The following is a 19,764-nucleotide window of genomic DNA, read 5'->3' as shown; positions in this document are numbered from 1 at the left end:
GCGCTTTGCCGTGTCCACCCCGACCAACGTCACCACCGTTTTCAAACGCTATTCGGAGAACGAGCAGGTGGTCGGCGAGGAGATCACCGTCGAGGTCCTGAAGGGCGATACGCTGCAGTCGATCCTGATCGACCACGGCGCGACCACCAAGGAAACGGCAGAGCTGATCGAACTCGTGAAGCAGAATGGCGAGGTGCCCGTCCTCAACGTCGACGACGAGGTTCGTCTGTCGATCGCTCCGGCCGCCGACGACCCCGAGCGACACCGGCCGGTCGGCGTGACGCTGCCCGCCAAGGGCAGCGATCCGGCGCAGACGGTAGCCCTCGCCCTTGCGCAGCCGCTTCTGGGCTCGGCCTCCGCCGGCGTCCAGACTGCCTCGCTTCGCCCCACGTCCTCGCCGGTGGCCAGTCGCAACACGCCGCGCGCCAACGTCTACGAAGGCATCTACGACGCCGGTTACAGGCTGGATGTGCCCTCCTCGCTGGTCGACGAGTTGATTCGCGTCTTTTCCTTCGATGTCGATTTCCAGCGCACGGTTTCCCCCGGCGACCTTCTCGAAGTCTTCTATGCCGAGACCGGAGAGGAGGAAGGATCGAACGCCCCCGAGCTGCTCTATGCCTCGGTCGCGCTGCACGGCGAGCAGAAGCAGTTCTACCGGTTCCGCACACCCGACGACGGGGTCGTCGACTTCTATGACGAGACGGGCAAGAGCGCGAAGAAGTTCCTGATGCGCAAGCCCGTCACGGGCGGCATCTTCCGGTCCGGCTACGGGATGCGCCGCCATCCGATCCTCGGCTACTCGCGCATGCATTCCGGCGTCGACTGGGCCGCGCGCACCGGCACCCCGATCATGGCTTCGGGCAACGGTGTCATCGAAAAGGCGGAATGGAAGTCCGGATACGGACGCCACGTCCTCATCCGCCATGCCAACGGCTACGAGACGAGCTACAATCACATGTCGGGCTTTGCCCGCGGCATCGCGGCGGGCGTCCAGGTAAGGCAGGGCCAGATTGTCGGCTATGTCGGCTCGACAGGCCTGTCGACCGGACCGCATCTGCATTACGAGGTGCTGGTGAACGGCCGCACGGTCGACCCGATGCGCATCCGGCTGCCGCGTGGCCGTATTCTCGACGGCCGGCTCCTGGCTGCGTTCGAAAAGGAAAAGGCGCGGATCGATGCCCTCATGAACCGCGCCCCGGCATCGAGCAGGGTCGCGTCGGCAGCAAACTAGGGCGCTCGGGCGGTCCTCACGGCGCCAGGTCTCCGGAACGAATTCCCTTCCGCTTTGCCGGCATAAGCCGGCATCTGCTTTGCTTCCGTTGAGATGTCGCAGCGCATCCGGAGGGCAGACGGCAACGGACCCGGTCGCCTGGAGGCGCCGGGTCCGCTCGTTTTCGGCATGCCGATCAGGTTCTAATATGCCCTTGTCTGCGCGTGGGATACGATCAGCTGCGTTCCGGCCGGCAGCACCGTGCTGGAGGAATTGGCCTTCAGGCGCAGGCCGTTGACCTGGTGCAGCCGTCTCGTTCCCGCAGGCGGCTTGCCCACTTCGTTGATGAACAAGGTCCCGACGGTCGGCACCGGGATCTTGACGTTCTTGGCCCGGATCGTTCCAAGGGACTCACCGGCGACGGTCAGGCCCACCACCTTGGTTCCGCGCGCGGAGCTGATACGCTTGCCGTTCTTGATGCGATCGCGGGAAACCGCGCGGATGCTTTCCAGGGTCACCAGCCCGTCCAGCAGGCTCACCGCCTCGGTCTCCGCGGTCATCTTGACCATTGCCCCTGTCCTGGTCTGCTTGCCCACGGCGGTCGACCGTCCGGCTCCACCCTGGAGGATGCCGGTGCCGTCGAGGCTGGCGACCCTCTCGCTCTTCGTCTTGCCCCTCGTTCCCTCACAGCCGACGTGAAGGAGGCCGGGCCGCCCGACTGCATTCTGGGCATCGTCACCGGATTTGGCGTTCAAGGTGGCAAGATATGCGGCACCACCGATGATGTCGTCGATGTTCTTGCGCGAATAGCCTGCTTTGGCCCTCCCGACGACGAGAACCGATCCGATCGGAAGGCCGAACGAGTTCTCTTCCTGGACATGGATGCGGATCATTTCGAGCCGCACTTCGCCACGCCGGTTGAAGTTGCCGTTCTTCTTCAGGAGTTTCAGGAAGACCGTGCCGATGCCCGGCAGGTTCATTTTCGTGTTCTTTCCGACATTCGAATCGACGGGTGTCCCCGCGATCTCCAGGTTCACGAACTTCGACCTGTTGATGTTGAACGACATCCGGCGATTGGTCGCCTTGAACTTCGCCCTGGCGCGCAGGCCGTCGGCCGTAATCAGGCCGTCCAGGAGGTCGATGGAGTCGATGACGGCCATATTCTTGGCGACGGCCGACTTGGCGGAACGATCGGTGAGAACGATCGCCCGCATCTTGCCGAGGGAGGCGACGTCACCATCTTCTCCGGCCCTCAGGGAATCTACCGTATTCTTCTGGATCTTGCCGTTGGTGCCGTCGCACCCGCAGCTCTTGTAGGCGGCCCTGTTGAGGCTTGCCCTGAACTCGCCGACCTTCGCGTTCGTCTCGACGGCGTTGGCGCCGCCAAGGAAATGACCCCTCAATTCCTTTGCCTCCGCAGTGGCAAGAGTGGTCAGGGTGGCGAGGGTGAAAAACAACGGACCGGCCGCGAGTGCCGGTCCGAAAGCTCTGGTTGGTCGCGTACATCTCTTGGGCAAGACTTCCTCCTTCGGCGGATTGAAACCCCCGGCTGAAACTCAGATACATGGCAACGCGAAGATGTTCACAATTGTTCCCGGAAATCGGCACAATTGGTCCACGATTTGCGCGGGAGGCCCTCCCGGCCAGGCTCTAAGTGCTGTGGGAAGAAGCGAATTCTGGCAGGCGCCGGCGGCACGCGTGCAGCAGCAAATCTGCAGATTCGTTGCCACCGGCGAGGCTCTGAGCGTCGTCAATAGCGCGCAGGACGTGGGCGGGCCGGAAACGCAGACGCCGGCGGCAGGATCGCTCCTGCCGCCGGCGTCGATGCTTGTGCTGCGCGTCGTGTTTCGGCTCAGGCCGCCTTGTTGCCCACGGTGAGAGGCTCGAAGACCAGTTCGCCATTCGACTCGCGGACCGCGACGCGCTCTCCGTCGACGATTTCGCCGGACAGGATCTTCTCCGCCAGCGGATCCTGGACCGCCTTCTGGATCACCCGCTTCAGCGGGCGGGCACCGTAGGCGGGATCGTAGCCCTTGTCGGCGAGCCAGTTGCGCGCGCTGGCTTCAAGCTCCAGCTCGATCTTGCGGTCGGCGAGAAGCTTGCGCAGCCGCACCAGCTGGATGTCGACGATTGCGCCCATCTGTTCGCGCTTGAGACGGTGGAACAGGACGATTTCGTCGAGCCGGTTGAGGAACTCTGGCCTGAAGCTGGCTCGCACGACCTCCATCACCTGCCCGCGGACGGCGTCGCTGTCCTCGCCCTCCGGCTGGTTGACCAGGTATTCGGAGCCGAGATTCGACGTCATCACGATCAGCGTATTGCGGAAGTCCACCGTGCGTCCCTGCCCATCGGTGAGACGGCCGTCGTCCAGCACCTGCAGGAGCACGTTGAAGACGTCCGGGTGAGCCTTCTCGATCTCGTCGAAGAGGATCACCTGGTAGGGCCTGCGCCGGACCGCCTCGGTCAGGGCACCGCCCTCCTCGTAGCCGACATATCCCGGGGGTGCGCCTATCAGCCGGGCCACGGAGTGCTTCTCCATGTATTCCGACATGTCCATGCGCACCATCGCCGTCTCGTCGTCGAACAGGAACTCGGCGAGCGCCTTGGTAAGTTCCGTCTTGCCGACACCGGTTGGGCCGAGGAACATGAACGAGCCGATGGGCCGGTTCGGATCCTGCAGCCCGGCACGGGCCCGCCGCACCGCGGTCGAGACTGCCTCCACCGCCTCCTCCTGGCCGACGACACGTTTGGCAAGCGACTCTTCCATGCGGAGCAGCTTGTCGCGCTCGCCTTCCAGCATCTTGTCGACCGGAATGCCGGTCCAGCGCGACACGATCTGTGCCACATGGTCGGGCATCACCGTTTCCTCGAGCATGATATCGCCGCCCTCCTCGGTGCCCTCGATCTCGGCAAGCGCCTTCTCGAGGTCGGGGATCACCCCATAGGCCAGTTCACCGGCACGCTGGTATTCGCCGGTGCGCTGCGCCTGCGCCAGTTCGGTGCGGGCGTCGTCGAGCTTCTTCTTCATGTCCGCGGCCGACCCGAGCTTGTCCTTCTCGGCCCGCCACCGGGCATCCAGTGCCGACGCCGTCTCCTCGAGATCGGCGAGGTCCTTCTCGAGCTTCTCGAGCCGCTCCTTGGAGGCCTTGTCGGTCTCCTTCTTCAGGGCCTCGCGCTCGATCTTGAGCTGGATGATCCGCCGGTCGAGTTCATCGAGCTCCTCGGGTTTCGAATCGACCTGCATGCGCAGGCGCGATGCCGCCTCGTCGACCAGGTCGATCGCCTTGTCGGGCAGGAACCTGTCCGTGATGTAGCGGTTCGACAGCGTCGCCGCCGCCACCAGCGCCGCATCGCCTATGCGCACGCGGTGATGCTGCTCGTAACGCTCCTTCAGTCCGCGCAGGATCGAGACGGTGTCCTCCACCGTCGGCTCCGACACGAACACCGGCTGGAAGCGCCGGGCGAGCGCGGCATCCTTTTCGACGTGCTTGCGGTATTCGTCGAGGGTGGTTGCGCCGATGCAGTGCAGTTCGCCGCGGGCCAGTGCGGGCTTCAGCAGGTTGGAGGCATCCATTGCCCCGTCGGCCTTGCCGGCGCCGACCAGCGTGTGCATCTCGTCGATGAACAGGATGATTCCGCCCTCCGCGGCCGAGATCTCCTGCAGCACGGCCTTCAGCCGCTCCTCGAACTCGCCGCGATATTTCGCGCCGGCGATCAGCGCGCCCATGTCGAGCGCCAGCAGCGCCTTGTCGCGCAGGCTCTCGGGCACGTCGCCGTTGATGATTCGCAGCGCCAGGCCTTCGGCGATCGCCGTCTTGCCGACGCCCGGTTCGCCGATCAGCACGGGGTTGTTCTTGGTGCGCCGCGACAGCACCTGGATCGTGCGGCGGATCTCGTCGTCACGACCGATCACAGGATCGAGCTTACCCTCGCGCGCGGCCTCCGTCAGGTCGCGGGCATAGCGCTTCAACGCATCGTAGGCGTTCTCGGCCGACGCCGAATCCGCCGTCCTGCCCTTGCGCAGCTCGTTGATCGCCTCGTTGAGGCTGTTGGCCGTGACGCCCGCGTCGCTCAGGATGCGGGAGGTGTCCGAGCTCTTCTCGACCGCCAGGGCAAGCAGCAGCCGCTCGACTGTGACGAAGTTGTCGCCGGCCTTCTTGGCCGCCTCCTCGGCGGTCTTGAAGACGCGCGCGACCTGCGGCGACAGATAGAGCTGGCCCGCACCGCCGCCCTCCACCTTGGGCATCTTGGCAAGCGCCAGTTCCACGGCCTGCAGGGCGTCCTGCGCATGTCCTCCGGCCTTCTGGATCAGCCCGGCCGCCAATCCTTCCGGATCGTCGAGCAGGACCTTCAGGAGATGGTCGGGGGTGAACTGCTGGTGGCCTTCCCGCAAAGCCAGCGCCTGAGCCGACTGGACGAAGCCACGCGAACGTTCGGTATAGTTGTCGAAGTTCATGCTTCCCTCATTTTCCGGCGCGTCGAGCCGACCGAAACAGCGTCGGGTCAACGCCCTGTCTGGAATGCAACCTGATGCAGGCGCCGAAGCCGCCTGCCGTTCTAATATGGTGTTGCGCAATGGCAACAAAAGGGGTCATGGTGCGGCGCAAGATACAAACCGGAATCAGCATTGAGAGGCCGTTCCGTGCCGAACGCGACGATCGACGCCATCTACCGCTATCCAGTTAAGGGGCTGTCGGCGGAACGACTGGAATCCGTCTCGCTCTCACCGGGCGAGGCATTGCCCTTCGACCGCGCCTGGGCAATCGAGAACGGCCCCAGCGGGTTCGACCGCGATCAGCCCTCTCCCTTGCCGAAGATAAAGTTTCTGATGCTCATGAAGAACGAGCGGTTGGCGGCGCTCGAAACGCGGTTCGACGAAGAAACCAGCGAGTTCGAAATCTTCCGGCACGGCAAGCGCGTTGCGGGCGGGAAGCTGGACGAGCCGCTCGGCCGCCAGCTGATCGAGCAGTTCTTCGCCGCCTATTCCGCCGAGGATCTGCGCGGTGCGCCGAAGATCCTGGCGGCGCCGGGCCACACCTTCTCGGATGTCGGCAAGCGCGTCGTCTCCATCGCCAGCATGGCAAGCCTGCGCGACCTCGAACGCGTCGCCGCACAGGCGATCCATCCGTTGCGCTTCAGGGCGAACCTCTATGTCGAGGGTTGGCAGCCCTGGCAGGAGTTCGACTTCGTCGGTCGAGAGATCGAACTCGGGAACGCCGCCGTCGTGAAGGTGCTGGAGCCGATCGTGCGCTGCGCCGCGACCAATGTGGACCCGGAAACCGGAAACCGCGACATGCAGATCCCCCGGCTGCTGTCCGGAGCGTTCGCGCATTCGGATTTCGGCATCTACGCAGAGGTCGTCGAAGGCGGACCGATAGAGACCGGTGCGCCGGTTGTCGTGAGGCCCGACTGATCGGCGGCCATTGCCGGTTCAGGTCGGTCGGAAGGCGCCGATCGGCCGCCTTCCCGAACGGTCACCCGTCTCCCGCGGCGACCAATTTGTCTTCGCCTCCGCCGGCGCTTGCCGAAGCCGCTTCGGCCGGCGCTTCGGCCGGTCCGTCGTGGCCACCCGCACCGTTCGCAGATTTTGCTGCCGGCTTGTCACCGGCCGCTGCATCCGATGCGGGGCTCGCGCGGCGACGACGGCGCTTCGGCGGTGCAGATCCGTTCGGCTGCGCGGCGCCGTCAGCGCCCTCGGCTGCTTCCGGCTTCGCATCGGCTGTGGTCGTGTCGGATGCCTTTGACTCCGGCCGTCGGCTTCTTCCCGATGATTCGCCCTCGTCCGGAGACGTATCGGCCTGCGACGTATTGGCCGTCGCCGCGTTGGCTGAAGGCTGCGGCCGATCGATGGTCGGCTGGGGTTCGCCGTTCGACTGAGGCCGGTAGGACGGCTGCGGGCCATCGCCGCGGTGCTGCTCGGAGCGCTGCTGGCCGCCGGACGGTTCGTCGTCCATATCCGAGTCATCGGCGCCGTTGTAGCGGTGGCGCTGCTGCTGTTCGTTCGGATTCTGCTGCTGCGACTGCGCCTGCGCAGCCGCGATAATCCGGAAATAATGCTCGGCGTGCTGGAAGTAGTTTTCGGCAGCGACATGATCGCCTGCCGATTGCGCATCGCGGGCGAGCTGCATGTACTTTTCGGCGACATGGGAGGCCGTGCCGCGGATCTTCACATCCGGACCGTTGCTCTCATAACTCCGCGACAGCGGGCTCGGACCCCTGCGGCTGCGGCCGCGCACTCTCTTGTTGGATTGTCCAGGTCTCATGGAAAGAAAACCGTCTCCATTTCACACAAATCATAGGGCGTAAGATTGAATCGTCGGCCGGTCTCGCGAACGGGTCCCGTTCGCCGCCTTGCACCGGTCAATCAGGTCGTTTGCGCGTCCTGACGCGTATCGGTCCGTTTTTCAGAGCGGCTCCAGCCGAATACCGAACGCTGTGGGCATGAACTTCCCTGTGTCCGTGGCGTGCCTGCGGCATGCCGATGACGGACTGTCCGGTGAAGTGCGGGAGCCTCCGTTTTTCCCAGGTGCGGTCCGCTGCCCCAGCTCGTCGGAAATGTGCTTCTGCCCCAGGAGCACATCCGGAAGGCCGAACGGCCAAATCATTGCCGTTCCTGAACCGCGTTTGGAAACTAGCGTGTTCGCCCCGGCTTTCCAAGCGCTTTTTCGTCACTGCCGCAAGCGCCACGGCGACGTCGAATTATCGACGAACGGTCAGCGCCCGCTCGATGCCGCCGAGGTCGCACCGAACCGCTGCGACCGCCATTCCGGATCTTTCCGACAACCGCGAGACTGCGGCCGTTTGGCCCATTCCGAGCTCCAGAACCAGCACGCCTCCGGGTGTCAGCATGTCTCTGGCATCCTTGAGGATCTCCCGGTAGGCAACGAGGCCGTCGGGGCCCCCGTCGAGCGCAAGAATCGGATCGTGATCCGCAACGTCGCGCTGGAGCCTGCCGCACTCCTCGCTTTCTATATAGGGAGGGTTGGCGACGATTACATCGTACGGGGATCCGGAGTCCCCGTCGGTCAGGGCCGACAACCAGGATCCGACCACGAAGCGGGCACGGTCGGCGACGCCGTTGGCTTGCGCATTGCGACGAGCGACCTCCACCGCGCCCGGACTGATGTCTACGCCGACGCCGCTCCCCATCGGCAGTTCCCGCAGCAGGGCAACCAGCAGACATCCCGTCCCCGTTCCCAGATCCGCGACCTTCAGCGCTGCATTCCGCCCCGGACCGGCGTCGACGGCCGCTAGCGCGGCTTCGACGACCGTCTCACTGTCCGGTCTCGGCTCGAGCGTGTCGGGCCCGAGCGCGAAGTCGAGCCCCCAGAACTCGCGGTGTCCGAGAATGCGCCCCACCGGTTCCCCGGCCAGGCGCCGCGCGACCAGGTGGTCGATTTGCGAAATCGTCATTGCGTCGAGACTGGATCGCGCCTCGGCGATCATTGCCACGCGGTCGAGGCCGGCGGCATGGGCGACAAGGAGGCGGGCGTCCAGTTCCGGTGTCGCGACGCCTGCCTCGGCAAGTCTGCGGCCGGCCTGGCGAACCATCTCGCCGACGGTTGCGGCGGCGGCCCGTGGCGAAACTTCGATCACGCCGAGGCCTTCGCGCCGTCTTCCGACTCGGCCAGCCGCCGTGCCTGGTCTTCGGTGACCAGCGCATCGATCACTTCTCCCAGCGCCTCGCCGACGATCACCTTGTCGAGCTTGTAGAGCGTCAGGTTGATGCGGTGATCCGTCACGCGACCCTGCGGGAAGTTGTAGGTGCGGATCCGCTCGGACCGGTCGCCGCTGCCGACCTGACCCTTGCGGTCGGCAGCCCGCTCGGAGGCGAGACGCTCTCGCTCGAGTTCGTAGATCTTCGCCCTGAGCAGCTTCAGCGCCTTGGCCTTGTTCTTGTGCTGCGAGCGCTCGTCCTGGACGGCGACGACGATATTGGTCGGCAGGTGCGTGATCCGTACGGCGCTGTCGGTGGTGTTGACGTGCTGGCCGCCGGCGCCCGACGACCGGTAGACGTCGATGCGCAGGTCCCCTTCGTCGAGGTCGACGTCGACATCCTCGGCTTCCGGCAGCACGGCCACGGTCGCGGCCGAGGTATGGATACGGCCGGATGCCTCCGTTTCCGGCACCCGCTGCACCCGATGCACGCCGGACTCGTATTTCAGCTTGGCAAACACCCCCCGCCCCGAGACTTCCGCGATGATCTCGCGATAGCCGCCGCGGTCGGATTCGTTTGCCGACAGGACGCTGATCTTCCAGCCTTCGAGTTCCGCGTAGCGCTGGTACATGCGGAACAGGTCACCGGCGAACAAGGCCGCCTCCTCGCCGCCGGTGCCGGCGCGGATCTCCAGGATCGCGCCCTTCTCGTCGGCCATGTCGCGCGGCAGCAGCAGGATCCGGACCTCCTGTTCGAGGTCCTCCTGCCTTTCCTCGAGCGCCTCGATTTCGGCGGCGGCGAGTTCGGCCATCTCGGCATCGGTGTCGGGTGCCGACAGCACCTCCTCGATGCCGGCGCGCTCCTCGCGCAGCTTCAGGAGGTCGCGACACTTCGCCGCGACCGGCGCGATCTCCGCATGTTCGCGCGACAGGCGCACATAGGCGTCGGCGTCGGGCGAAGAGGACATCTCGTACTCGATGCGTTCGAGCCGGTCCACGAGCGACTGGAGTTTGTCGGCGCTGATCATCTGCCGCTCAGATCTGCACGCCGTGTGACTGCGCGTAGGCGGAAAGTTCCTTGCGAAGCCCGGTGTGCGGCTTGTGGAGTTCCGGCCGGAGCCAGCTCTCCAGGGCGCCGAGATCCAGGCTCAGCACCATCGCCTTGACCGGCCCCACAGCCGCCGGCGCCATCGAGATCGACCGGTAGCCGATGCCCAGCAGCGCCATGGCGCTGAGCGGATCGCCCGCCAGTTCGCCACACAGCGTTACCGGCACGCCTCCCTCTTCGGCGGCCTCGACGATGCGCCGCAGCGCCCTCATCGGCCCGGGCGACAGCGGATCGAAACGCTCGGCCAGCTGCGAATTCGTCCGGTCGATCGCGAACAGGAACTGCATGAGGTCGTTCGACCCGACCGACAGGAAGTCGACGCGTGCCACCAGTTCCTCTAGCTGCCACAGCAGTGACGGAACTTCGACCATGGCGCCGAGCAGGATCTTGTCCGGCACCGCATGGCCGTGGCGTTCCAGATGCCGCCGCTCGCGGTCCACCAGGTCGCGGGCCCGGTCGAACTCGTTCACTTCCGTGATCATCGGGAACATCAGGCGCATCTCGCGCCCGGCGGCGGCATGCAGCAGTCCGCGGATCTGTGTGCGCAACAGTGCCGGTCGGTCGAGCGCCATGCGGATCGCCCGCCAGCCGAGCGCCGGGTTCTCCTCCTGGGTGCTGCGCAGGTAGGGCAGCACCTTGTCGCCCCCGACGTCGAGGGAACGGAAGGTGACCGGCAGGCTGCCGGCTGCGTCGAGGACGGACCGGTAGAGCAGCTGCTGCTCGCGAATCCGCGGCAGCGTCTCCGCCACCATGAACTGGAGTTCCGTGCGGAACAGCCCAATTCCGGCCGCCCCGGCCTCCGCCACATGCGGCAGGTCGACCAGCAGGCCGGCATTGACCAGGATCGAGATCGCCTGGCCGTCCAGCGTGACCGCCGGCGTGTCCTTGAGCTGGCGGTATTGCTCCTGCCGCCGCGCCCGGAACCGCACCTTCTCGACGTAGGCATTCTCTACGTCTGCCGGCGGCCGCACGTGCACCTCGCCGGAGATGCCGTCGACGATGATCGGATCGCCGGTGTTGACGAGGTCGAGGATTCCCTCGACCTGGCCGACGGTGGCAAGTCCCAGAGCACGGGCGACGATCGTCACGTGACTCGTCGGAGCGCCTTCCTCCAGCACCAGTCCGCGCAGCCGCTCCCGGTCGTAGTCGAGGAGTTCCGCCGGTCCCATGTTGCGGGCCACCAGGATCGCGTCCTTGGGTAGCTCGGCGTCCTCCAGGTCGTCCCAGCCGACCAGCTTGCGCAGCAGGCGGTTGGCGAGGTCGTCGAGATCGTGGAGCCTGTCGCGCAGATAGGGATCGGTCTGGCGCAGCATGCGCGCTCGCGTGTCGTTCTGGACGCGTTCGACAGCCGCTTCCGCCGTCAGACCGGTCCTCACGGCCTCGCGGATGCGCTCCGCCCAGCCGCGATCGTAGGCGAACATGCGATAGGCCTCGAGCACCTCGCGGTGCTCGCCGGCCCGCAGGATGTCGGTGCGAGTCAGCAGGTCCTCGACCGAGGTGCGCAGGTCGTCCAGCGCCGCCTCCAGCCGGGCCAGTTCCCTGTCCACGTCCTCGGCAATGAGATTGGTGACCACGAGGCGCGGCTCGTGCAGGACCGCATGGCCGAGCCCGAGCCCCTCCGACAGCGTTCGGCCCGCCAGATGCTGCGGGCGCCGCAGGGCCAGATTCTCGCCCGGCCCGACGAGGGCGTCCAGTTCGTCGCCGGCGATCATCTCCGCCAGCACCATGGCCGTCGTCTGCAGCGCCTCGACCTCTTCCTCCGAGTAGCTGCGCTGCGTCCGGTTCTGGACGACCACGACGCCGAGGGTCTGGCCGCCGCGCAGGACGGGCACGCCGAGGAAGGACTGGTAGATCTCCTCTCCGGTCTCCGGCAGGTAGGCGAAGGCCGGGTGCTCCTGGGCGTTCGGGAGGTTCAGCGGCTCGGCCTTGGAGGCGATGGTGCCGACCAGCCCTTCGCCGAGATTCAGGCTCGACTTGTGGACGGATTCCGGCTTCAGGCCCTCGGTGGCAAACAGCTCCAGCTTCGCATCGCCGCGCAGGACATAGACCGAGCACACCTCCGCCACCATGTTGGAGGCGATGGTCATCACGATCTTGTCGAGTCGTTCCTGCGCGTTGACCGGCTCCGCCATGAGCTCCCGGAGCCTGCGAAGCATAACGCGCGGGCCGCCGATCGAACCCCGCATCTCGATCCCGTATCCTTAGGTACGTTGCCGCATCCTTGCGGCGCGACGCCTCTGTTCCGGCCCGCTCCCAGCACGGGACCACGGTTCCCCGGCGGCATCACCGGGCAATCAGACCCTGCCGCGCTATTGCCTGTCGAGCCCGTATAGCGAATGCAAAGTCCGTACTGCAAGCTCGGTATAGGCGGCGTCGATCAGGATGGAAATCTTGATCTCGGACGTAGTGATCGCCTGGATATTGATGCCTTTTTCGGCCAGCGCCTTGAACATTTGCGCCGCGACGCCTGCGTGACTTCGCATGCCGATGCCGATTACCGACACCTTTACCACGTCCGCGGAGCCGGTCACCTCCTCGTAGGAGATCTCCTCGCGCGCCGACTCGATCACCTCCATGGACCGCTCGAAATCCGTCCGCGGCACGGTGAAGGTCATGTCGGTGTAGCGGCCGTCCGCCGAGACGTTCTGCACGATCACGTCGACATTGACATGTGCATCGGAGAGCCGCCCGAACACGCTGGCCGCGACCCCCGGCTTGTCTGCCACCCGCCGCAGCGTGATCTTCGCCTCGTCCCTGGAGAAGGCGATACCGGTGACGATCTGTTTTTCCACGATCTCGTCCTCGTCGCAAATGAGTGTGCCCGGCGGCAGGCCGCCCGGGCCGGTCTGGGGGGCGTCGGGAGATTCGAAACTGGAGCGCACGAAGGTCCTCACGCCATGCACCATGGCGAGTTCGACGGAGCGCACCTGCAGCACCTTGGCGCCGAGCGAGGCCATTTCCAGCATTTCCTCGAAGGCGACCCGCTCCAGCCGCCGCGCCTTCGGCACGATGCGCGGGTCGGTGGTGTAGACTCCGTCGACATCGGTATAGATGTCGCAGCGGTCCGCTTTGAGCGCCGCCGCCACCGCCACCGCGCTGGTGTCAGAACCACCGCGTCCGAGCGTCGCGATCCGGTTGTCCGGCGCAATGCCCTGGAAGCCGGCGATCACCGCCACCTGGCCCTGGGCGAAGCGGTCGATCAGGATCTCGCTGGGAATCTCCTTGATCCGGGCGGCGCCGTGGGCGGTATCCGTGCGGATCGGAATCTGCCAGCCGAGCCATGAGCGGGCCGGAACCTCCATTTCCTGCAGCACGATCGCCAGCAGGCCGCTGGTGATCTGCTCTCCGGCCGCCACCACGGTGTCGTACTCGCGCGCGTCGTGCAGGGCGGAAGCCTCGCGCGTCCACGCGACCAGCTGGTTGGTGAACCCCGCCATCGCCGAGACCACGACGGCCACCTCGTTGCCGGCATCGAACTCCCGCTTGACGTGGCGCGCCACGTTGCGGATTCGGTCGAGGTCGGCGACGGAGGTTCCGCCGAATTTCATCACGATGCGGGCCATAAGGGTCTCTGGGCCGGTGCCGGTCGCAAAAACGCGGCGAACATCGTCCGCCGCGAGCGATCTAGATACTGGTTCGCTCCCACAGGCGCAACTGGCTGGCACGACCATGCCGGAACCAGGATCGGCGGCAGTGGTGGTCCAACAATGGGGCGGACATGAGGCCCGGGGCGATCGCCCTGCCCTCAGTACACCTCGGGCACGTACAGGTTGTCCGGCAGCACCTTGCGCTCGTAGTCCGGATTGAACTTCCGGTCGGGCAGCTCGACGTGCTCGTGCGGCACCTCGCCGTAGGGGATTTGCTGCAGCAGATGGTGGATGCAGTTGAGGCGGGCGCGCTTCTTGTCGTTGCCTTCGACGATATACCACGGCGCCTCGGGGATGTTGGTGCGCTCGAACGTCTCCTCCTTCGCCTTGGTGTAGGCCTCCCAGCGGATCCGCGACTGCAGGTCCATCGGGCTGAGCTTCCACTGCTTGATCGGGTCATGGATGCGCATCAGGAAGCGCAATTGCTGCTCGTGGTCGGTGATCGAGAACCAGTACTTGATCAGCTTGATGCCGGAGCGCACCAGCATGCGCTCGAATTCCGGCACGTCGTGGAAGAACTGCTGGACCTGGTCCTCGTCGGCGAAGCCCATCACCCGTTCGACGCCGGAGCGGTTGTACCAGGAGCGGTCGAACAGCACCATTTCGCCGGCCGCCGGCAGGTGCGGCACGTAGCGCTGGAAATACCACTGCGACTTCTCGCGATCGCTCGGCGCGGGAAGCGCGACCACCCTGGCGACGCGCGGATTGAGCCGCTGGGTGATGCGCTTGATGACGCCGCCCTTGCCGGCGGCGTCGCGGCCCTCGAAGATCACCACCATCTTGTAGCCGGTGTGCTGGACCCAGTCCTGCGCCTTCACCAGTTCGGCCTGCAGACGGATCAGCTCCCTGAAATAGACGCGGCGGTCGATCTCCGAGCTGTGGCGCAGATCCTTGATCTTCGACAGGTCTTCTCCCAGGTGGGCGCCGTACAGACGTTCGTCGTCGAGTTCCAGTTCGAGTTCCTCGTCCATCGAATCCTCGAATTCCGCCTCGACCCAGGTCTGCTGCTTTCGATTGCGCGTCTTGTCGTCCATGGCACCTTTCCAGTCCGGTTCCGGCCAGCGGTCCGGTTCAACGGCGAATCGGCAAACTATAACGGCTCTTTGACAATGATATATCCGCGGACGGGGGTATGTCCGGGCGGCGAGAACCGGCGGAATAAGGCATGCCGGCGCAGACGCGCACTTGACACGATATGCCGGTTGCAGGACGCCTAGCACATGAGCCAGTCACCCAGATCGCCTGCCGGCACCGTCGATGCCGACGAGGTCGCCCGCTTCTCCGCGCTCGCCGCCGAGTGGTGGAACCCCGCCGGCAAGTTCGGCGTCCTGCACAAGTTCAATCCGGTCCGCCTCGACTACATCCGCGACCACGTCTGTGCCCGGTTTGGCCGCGACCCGTCGAGTTCGCGCAGCCTCGAGGGGCTGCGGATGCTCGACATCGGCTGCGGCGGCGGGCTGCTCAGCGAACCGCTGGCCCGGCTCGGCGCCGAGGTCGTCGGCGTCGATCCTTCCGAGAAGAACATCGGAACAGCACGCGTTCATGCGGACGGATCCGGCGTCCCGGTCGACTACCGCTGCACCACCGCCGAGGCGCTCGCCCAAGCCGGCGAGACCTTCGACGTCGTCCTCAACATGGAGGTGGTGGAGCACGTCGCCGACATCGGCCTGTTCCTGTCGGAATGCGCCGCGATGGTGCGGCCCGGCGGGCTGATGTTCGTCGCCACCATCAACCGGACGATGAAGGCCTATGCGCTAGCCATCGTCGGAGCGGAATACGTGCTCGGCTGGCTGCCGCGCGGCACCCACCAGTGGGACAAGTTCGTCACGCCGGGCGAACTGGAGGAGCATCTCGCAGCCGGCGGCATGGCGATCGCCGATCGCAGCGGCGTCGTCTACTCGCCGCTCGCCGACGAATGGCGGCTGTCGCGGGACATGGACGTCAACTACATGCTGCTGGCGGAGAAGCCGGACGACTGAGGAGCGACCGCGGCACGGGCCGCCCTCGAGAGGGCGCGTCGCACCTCCTCAGGATGAGGCCGGAACTTTCTGCGGGCCCCACGCCACGGCAAGCCTCATGATCAGGAGCGCTCGACCGAGCGCGACTCGAACCATCCGCCTCCGGCACGTATCGGCCGCGATATCCGGAAACCGGCGACCGCCGGTCAGTTCTTCTCTTCCGGCAGGATCGGCAGCGGGTGCACCTCGACGCCGTCCTCGATAAGCGACCGGGCATCCTCCAGGCTGGCCTCGCCGTAGATCGACCGCCGTTCGGCTTCCTCGTAGTGGATCTTGCGCGCTTCCTCCGGGAACCGGTTGCCGACATATTCCGAGTTCTCGACGACATGCTGCTTGAGGCGGCGCAGCGTCTCGATCATCTGCGCATTCGCCGGCGCCGAGGCCGCCATCGGCACCTGCGCCTTGTCCCGGCTCACGGCCGGCGCCTCGTCCCGGATTGCAACCGAAGGCGCCATCAGGGCCTTCTCGATGTCGGAGGAACCGCATATGGGACACAGAACCTCGCCGGACGCCTTCTGCGAATCGAACGTCGAGGAGTCGCGGAACCAGCCTTCGAATTCGTGCTCGTCCGCGCAGACTAGCGAATAGCGGATCATGAAGCGCGTCGCTCCGCCTCGACGACCGGCGGCTGGAAGCTGCGGTCGTGGGTGAGCGAGGGCACGCGCTGGCGGGCCTCGCCGACGCTCGCCATGTCGATCTCGGCAACGATCACTTCCGGCTCGGTGCCGGCCTCGGCGAGAATCTCGCCCCACGGGGAGACGATCATCGAGTGGCCGTAGGTCGAGCGGCCGTTCTCGTGCAGGCCGCCCTGTGCGGCGGTGATGACGAAGGCGCCGTTCTCGATCGCCCGGGCGCGCTGGAAGACGTGCCAGTGCGCTTCGCCCGTCGTCTTCGTGAAGGCGGCCGGCGCCGTCAGCACCGTTGCGCCCGCCTTCGCAAGCGCCCGGTAGAGATAGGGGAAGCGGATGTCGTAGCATACCGTGAGGCCGACGCGCGCCCACGGCAGGTCGGCGACCACCGCCGTGGTGCCCGGCCGATAGGTGCGGGATTCCCGGTAGGTCTCGCCGTTGGGCAGGTCGACGTCGAACATATGGATCTTGTCGTAGCGCGCGGCGATCTCTCCCGAAGGCGCGATCATGAAGGCGCGATTGGCGGCCTGGGTGTCGGACAGGCGGATCGCCAGCGAGCCGACATGCAGCCAGATGCCGAGTTCCCTGGCCTGCGCGCGCAGCCTCGCCAGAACCCGGTCACCGGCCTCGTCGGTAATCGATTCGAACAGTTTGCGCCGGTCGAGCTCCATTATTCCGGTCTGTTCCGGAGTCTGGACGTAGTCGGCGCCCTGCCGGGCGGCCTCGGCCACCAGCGCGACGACCGCTTCGAGGTTGCGGTCGACCGACCGCGTTCCCTGAAGCTGTACGCAGGCGGCGGTGAAACGTGGCGACTCGGTCATTTCGGTGTCTCCAGGGGCGGCCGTGCCGGCTCGCTCGTCAGGCGGCGAGCAGCGTGTCGAGCTTACCCTGTCGCTCCAGGGCGTGAAGGTCATCGGAGCCGCCGACATGCGTGTCGCCGATGAAGATCTGCGGCACAGTATAGCGGCCCCCCGCCTTCTGCGTCATCTCCGCCCTGACCTGTGGATCGCCGGCGTCGATTTCGTCGTATTCGACGCCTTTGCTGCTCAGCAGCCGCTTTGCGGCGATGCAGTAGGGACAGAAGCGCGTCGTGTAGATCGTTACATTGGCCATATTCGGGTTCCTGGCCGGTCGCGGCCATTGAACGGGGATGCTTCGGCACCGGATTGTCCCGGAAGACACCGTTTTCGCGTCATATATGGCGGTTCATACCGGTGCAGCAACCCTGGCGAAGACCAGCACGTCGACGCCGGCCGCTCCGGCGCGCAGGCACGCCCGCGCGCAGGCATTGGCCGTCGCCCCGGTGGTCAGCACGTCGTCGACCAGCACCACGCGACGCCCTTCGACCAGCGGCCGCGCCTCCACGGCCACCCTGAAAGCCCCCGCCACGTTGCGCCGTCGCTCCGCCGCGCTCAGCCCGACCTGGTGACGCGTGGATTTGACCCGCTGCACCGCCATCGGCTGGTAGTCGCATCCCGCCAGACCCGCGATGCGTCCCGCCAGCGCCGCCGCCTGGTTGAACCGGCGGCCGAAGAGCCGCCGCCGGTGCAACGGGATCGGCACCACCACGTCGCAGGTCTCCAGGAGCTCCTGTCCGCTTCGCACCATCAGTCCCGCCATCAGGCCGGCAAGCTCCATTCGGTCCTGGAACTTCAGCGACCGGACCAGCGCCCGGGCCGGGCCGTCGTAGCGCGCCACGGCACGGGCCCGCCCGAAATCCGGCGGATCGGCGATTGCCGCCGGACTGGTTACGGCCTCGCCGGGATCATAGGGAAACGGCGTACCGAGACGCTGGCAGACCGGCGCGGCAATGAAGTCGACCCCTGACCAGCAGGCACCGCACAGGCCGTGACCGGTGCCCGGCGTGCCGCACGCCGCGCAGCGCTGCGGCAGCACCAGGTCGATCAGTCGGCGCGCCCCGTCCCGGGTACGGTCGAGCACGCTCCGGCTGTTCGCCAGAGGAATTCGGTAATCCGGTTCGCGCGCCGTCACCGCCATCGCCTGTTTCCCCTGCGTAAGGGTCGGGCCTCGCGGAGAATTGGTCAAGCGATCGCTGCACCGGGCTTTGACCCCGGCGGTGCGCGAGGTCATATGTCGGGTCATGGTGAGCAACCCGCCCCCGCGTCCCGATCGGCCCGGCGACGTGCACAGGCTGTTTGACCGGGACCTGATCCGTTCGCGCCGGGCCCGGATGGCCTCGCGTCTGCCCGAGGCGGATTTCCTGCTGGAGGAGGCTTCGAACGGCCTTGCCGACCGCCTGGCCGCGGTGTCCCGCCACTTCCCGCTGGCCCTCGACCTTGGATCCCATGACGGCCGGCTCGCCAGGGCTGCCGCGGCAAGCGGCAAGGTCGGCGCGCTGGTCAGTTCGGAAAGCTGCCTGCCGCTGCTCGATCGGCTTGCCGGCGTCCGCGTGGCGGCCGACGAGGAGGCGCTGCCGTTTGCCGACGAGAGCCTGGACCTGGTGCTGTCCGGCCTGTCGCTGCAATGGGTCAATGACCTTCCCGGCGCCCTCGTCCAGATCCGGCGCGCGCTGCGGCCAGACGGCCTGTTCCTCGGTGCGCTGCTCGGCGGCGACAGCCTGAAGGAGCTGCGCGGCGTCCTGGTCGAGGCCGAAAGCACCGTGTCGGGCGGCATCAGTCCCCGCGTCGCGCCTTTCGTGGAGATCCGCGACGCCGGCGCCCTGCTGCAGCGGGCGGGGTTCGCCCTGCCCGTCGTCGATTCCGATACGTTGACGGTGCGCTACGGCAATCCGCTGAGGCTGCTCGACGACCTCAGGCTCATGGGCTGGTCGAACGCGCTGATCGAGCGCAGCCGCAGTCCGCTGCGGCGCGACGTCCTGTTCCGGGCGATGGACCTCTACGCGCAGCGCCACGCCGATCCCGACGGTCGGGTCCGGGCGACCTTCGAGGTGATCTACCTGTCGGGCTGGGCCCCAGACCCCAGCCAGCAGAAGCCGCTGCGGCCGGGCAGTGCCCGGATGCGCCTCGCCGATGCGCTCGGCACCAGCGAACACTCTACCGGGGAAAGCCCCTCCGGCTCCGGGGCCCCGCGCAAGGACTAGCTATGGCTACAGGAGGTCCCGGAGCATCGGGATCAGCGGAATGTCGGCCGGCGGCATCGGATAGTCGCCGAGCCGCAGCGGCCTGACCCAGGCGAGTTCCTGGCCTTCCAGCGCCCGCACCTCGCCGTTCCAGCGGCGGCAGACGTAGAGCGGCATCAGCAGGTGGAAGGCCTCGTAGCCGTGGCTCGCGAAGGTCAGCGGCGCCAGACAGGAATCGTGCACCTGGATCCCGAGTTCCTCGGCGAGTTCGCGGATCAGCGCGTCTTCGGGCCGCTCGCCGGTCTCCACCTTGCCGCCGGGAAACTCCCACAGGCCGGCCATCGGCTTGCCCTCGGGGCGGCGTGCGAGCAGCACGCGGCCGTCGACGTCGATCAGCGCCACGGCGGCGACCAGCAGGAGCGGCCGCCCCGGCGACGAGGGCCCGGCACCGGCCAA

At 66.6% G+C, this 19,764-nt stretch carries 17 protein-coding genes (1 of these 17 running past the window's edge); 4 read left to right on the top strand and 13 right to left on the bottom strand.

Translation table 11 applies throughout. The features are described from left to right. Window positions 1-1,231 carry the 3' portion of a peptidoglycan DD-metalloendopeptidase family protein gene (locus V3328_RS02545; RefSeq protein ID WP_340328070.1) on the top strand. The gene continues 731 nt to the left of window position 1, outside the view, so 1,231 of the gene's 1,962 nt are visible here — the last part of the coding sequence; the start codon falls outside the window, past its left edge; its stop codon occupies window positions 1,229-1,231. Window positions 1,232-1,413: 182 nt separating this feature from the next. Here the strand turns inward: V3328_RS02545 and V3328_RS02540 are convergent, their stop codons facing one another. After that, window positions 1,414-2,613, bottom strand: coding sequence for a choice-of-anchor P family protein (locus V3328_RS02540; RefSeq protein WP_340328069.1), 1,200 nt, complete (start codon window positions 2,611-2,613; stop codon window positions 1,414-1,416). 449 nt (window positions 2,614-3,062) lie between these two features. After that, window positions 3,063-5,666 (bottom strand): ATP-dependent chaperone ClpB, encoded by a 2,604-nt coding sequence (clpB, locus tag V3328_RS02535; protein WP_340328068.1) that lies wholly within the window; start codon window positions 5,664-5,666, stop codon window positions 3,063-3,065. A gap of 171 nt (window positions 5,667-5,837) precedes the next feature. Between clpB and V3328_RS02530 the strand changes: the two genes are divergently transcribed. Further along, window positions 5,838-6,623, top strand: coding sequence for an MOSC domain-containing protein (locus V3328_RS02530; protein ID WP_340328067.1), 786 nt, complete (start codon window positions 5,838-5,840; stop codon window positions 6,621-6,623). Window positions 6,624-6,684: 61 nt separating this feature from the next. On the opposite strand, the gene V3328_RS02525 is transcribed toward V3328_RS02530, so the two are convergent. The 6 genes from V3328_RS02525 to ppk2 all read right to left on the bottom strand — a co-directional run bounded on the left by V3328_RS02525 (window position 6,685) and on the right by ppk2 (window position 14,655). Further along, entirely contained in the window at window positions 6,685-7,473 is a 789-nt protein-coding gene (locus tag V3328_RS02525; RefSeq protein ID WP_340328066.1) for a DUF4167 domain-containing protein, read from the bottom strand. Between the two features lie 436 nt (window positions 7,474-7,909). After that, window positions 7,910-8,806: a peptide chain release factor N(5)-glutamine methyltransferase gene (gene prmC, locus V3328_RS02520; protein ID WP_340328065.1), complete on the bottom strand. Its 897-nt coding sequence runs from the start codon at window positions 8,804-8,806 to the stop codon at window positions 7,910-7,912. Further along, window positions 8,803-9,894 carry a peptide chain release factor 1 gene (gene prfA, locus V3328_RS02515; RefSeq protein WP_340328064.1) on the bottom strand — a complete coding sequence of 364 codons (1,092 nt, stop codon included), beginning with the start codon at window positions 9,892-9,894 and terminating at the stop codon, window positions 8,803-8,805. The genes prmC and prfA overlap by 4 nt, the downstream gene beginning before the upstream one ends. A gap of 7 nt (window positions 9,895-9,901) precedes the next feature. Beyond that, complete coding sequence (gene ptsP, locus V3328_RS02510) at window positions 9,902-12,160, bottom strand: phosphoenolpyruvate--protein phosphotransferase (RefSeq protein ID WP_340328063.1); 2,259 nt, start codon at window positions 12,158-12,160, stop codon at window positions 9,902-9,904. 123 nt (window positions 12,161-12,283) lie between these two features. Further along, window positions 12,284-13,537, bottom strand: a complete 1,254-nt coding sequence (locus V3328_RS02505; protein ID WP_340328062.1) for an aspartate kinase — start codon at window positions 13,535-13,537, stop codon at window positions 12,284-12,286. A 182-nt stretch (window positions 13,538-13,719) separates the two neighbouring features. Continuing rightward, window positions 13,720-14,655: a polyphosphate kinase 2 gene (gene ppk2, locus V3328_RS02500; protein ID WP_340328061.1), complete on the bottom strand. Its 936-nt coding sequence runs from the start codon at window positions 14,653-14,655 to the stop codon at window positions 13,720-13,722. A 186-nt stretch (window positions 14,656-14,841) separates the two neighbouring features. Between ppk2 and ubiG the strand changes: the two genes are divergently transcribed. Next, window positions 14,842-15,600 carry a bifunctional 2-polyprenyl-6-hydroxyphenol methylase/3-demethylubiquinol 3-O-methyltransferase UbiG gene (gene ubiG / locus V3328_RS02495; protein ID WP_340328060.1) on the top strand — a complete coding sequence of 253 codons (759 nt, stop codon included), beginning with the start codon at window positions 14,842-14,844 and terminating at the stop codon, window positions 15,598-15,600. A gap of 185 nt (window positions 15,601-15,785) precedes the next feature. Here the strand turns inward: ubiG and V3328_RS02490 are convergent, their stop codons facing one another. The 4 genes from V3328_RS02490 to V3328_RS02475 form a co-directional block, all read right to left on the bottom strand. Further along, entirely contained in the window at window positions 15,786-16,235 is a 450-nt protein-coding gene (locus V3328_RS02490; RefSeq protein WP_340328059.1) for a DUF1178 family protein, read from the bottom strand. Then, on the bottom strand, window positions 16,232-17,089 hold the full coding sequence (locus tag V3328_RS02485; RefSeq protein ID WP_340328058.1) for a carbon-nitrogen hydrolase family protein: 858 nt from the start codon (window positions 17,087-17,089) through the stop codon (window positions 16,232-16,234). Before V3328_RS02485 ends, V3328_RS02490 begins: the two co-directional genes overlap by 4 nt. Before the next feature lie 37 nt (window positions 17,090-17,126). Next, window positions 17,127-17,381, bottom strand: coding sequence for a glutaredoxin 3 (grxC, locus tag V3328_RS02480; protein WP_340328057.1), 255 nt, complete (start codon window positions 17,379-17,381; stop codon window positions 17,127-17,129). A 93-nt stretch (window positions 17,382-17,474) separates the two neighbouring features. Further along, a complete protein-coding gene (locus tag V3328_RS02475) occupies window positions 17,475-18,266 on the bottom strand; it encodes a ComF family protein (RefSeq protein WP_340328056.1) in 792 nt (263 codons plus the stop codon). Between the two features lie 103 nt (window positions 18,267-18,369). On the opposite strand from V3328_RS02475, the gene V3328_RS02470 reads away from it, so the two are divergent. Beyond that, complete coding sequence (locus tag V3328_RS02470; RefSeq protein ID WP_340328055.1) at window positions 18,370-19,329, top strand: methyltransferase domain-containing protein; 960 nt, start codon at window positions 18,370-18,372, stop codon at window positions 19,327-19,329. Between the two features lie 6 nt (window positions 19,330-19,335). Here the strand turns inward: V3328_RS02470 and V3328_RS02465 are convergent, their stop codons facing one another. Next, window positions 19,336-19,764, bottom strand: a complete 429-nt coding sequence (locus tag V3328_RS02465) for a (deoxy)nucleoside triphosphate pyrophosphohydrolase (RefSeq protein ID WP_340328054.1) — start codon at window positions 19,762-19,764, stop codon at window positions 19,336-19,338.

This window comes from Microbaculum marinum, from assembly GCF_037855135.1.
GTDB classification, from domain to species: Bacteria; Pseudomonadota; Alphaproteobacteria; order Rhizobiales; family Tepidamorphaceae; genus Microbaculum; species Microbaculum marinum.
Note: the sequence above shows the minus strand (reverse complement) of the source record. Positions and strands in the feature narration are given on the sequence as shown.

Excerpts from the sequence above, each read along its gene's own strand:
- V3328_RS02475 (WP_340328056.1), bottom strand. The coding sequence starts at position 18,266 with ATGGCGGTGACGGCGCGCGAACCGGATTACCGAATTCCTCTGGCGAAC.
- V3328_RS02505 (WP_340328062.1), bottom strand. The coding sequence starts at position 13,537 with ATGGCCCGCATCGTGATGAAATTCGGCGGAACCTCCGTCGCCGACCTC.
- V3328_RS02525 (WP_340328066.1), bottom strand. The coding sequence starts at position 7,473 with ATGAGACCTGGACAATCCAACAAGAGAGTGCGCGGCCGCAGCCGCAGG.
- ubiG (WP_340328060.1), top strand. The coding sequence starts at position 14,842 with ATGAGCCAGTCACCCAGATCGCCTGCCGGCACCGTCGATGCCGACGAG.
- V3328_RS02490 (WP_340328059.1), bottom strand. The coding sequence starts at position 16,235 with ATGATCCGCTATTCGCTAGTCTGCGCGGACGAGCACGAATTCGAAGGC.
- grxC (WP_340328057.1), bottom strand. The coding sequence starts at position 17,381 with ATGGCCAATGTAACGATCTACACGACGCGCTTCTGTCCCTACTGCATC.
- ptsP (WP_340328063.1), bottom strand. The coding sequence starts at position 12,160 with ATGCGGGGTTCGATCGGCGGCCCGCGCGTTATGCTTCGCAGGCTCCGG.
- V3328_RS02470 (WP_340328055.1), top strand. The coding sequence starts at position 18,370 with ATGGTGAGCAACCCGCCCCCGCGTCCCGATCGGCCCGGCGACGTGCAC.
- clpB (WP_340328068.1), bottom strand. The coding sequence starts at position 5,666 with ATGAACTTCGACAACTATACCGAACGTTCGCGTGGCTTCGTCCAGTCG.
- prfA (WP_340328064.1), bottom strand. The coding sequence starts at position 9,894 with ATGATCAGCGCCGACAAACTCCAGTCGCTCGTGGACCGGCTCGAACGC.
- ppk2 (WP_340328061.1), bottom strand. The coding sequence starts at position 14,655 with ATGGACGACAAGACGCGCAATCGAAAGCAGCAGACCTGGGTCGAGGCG.
- V3328_RS02485 (WP_340328058.1), bottom strand. The coding sequence starts at position 17,089 with ATGACCGAGTCGCCACGTTTCACCGCCGCCTGCGTACAGCTTCAGGGA.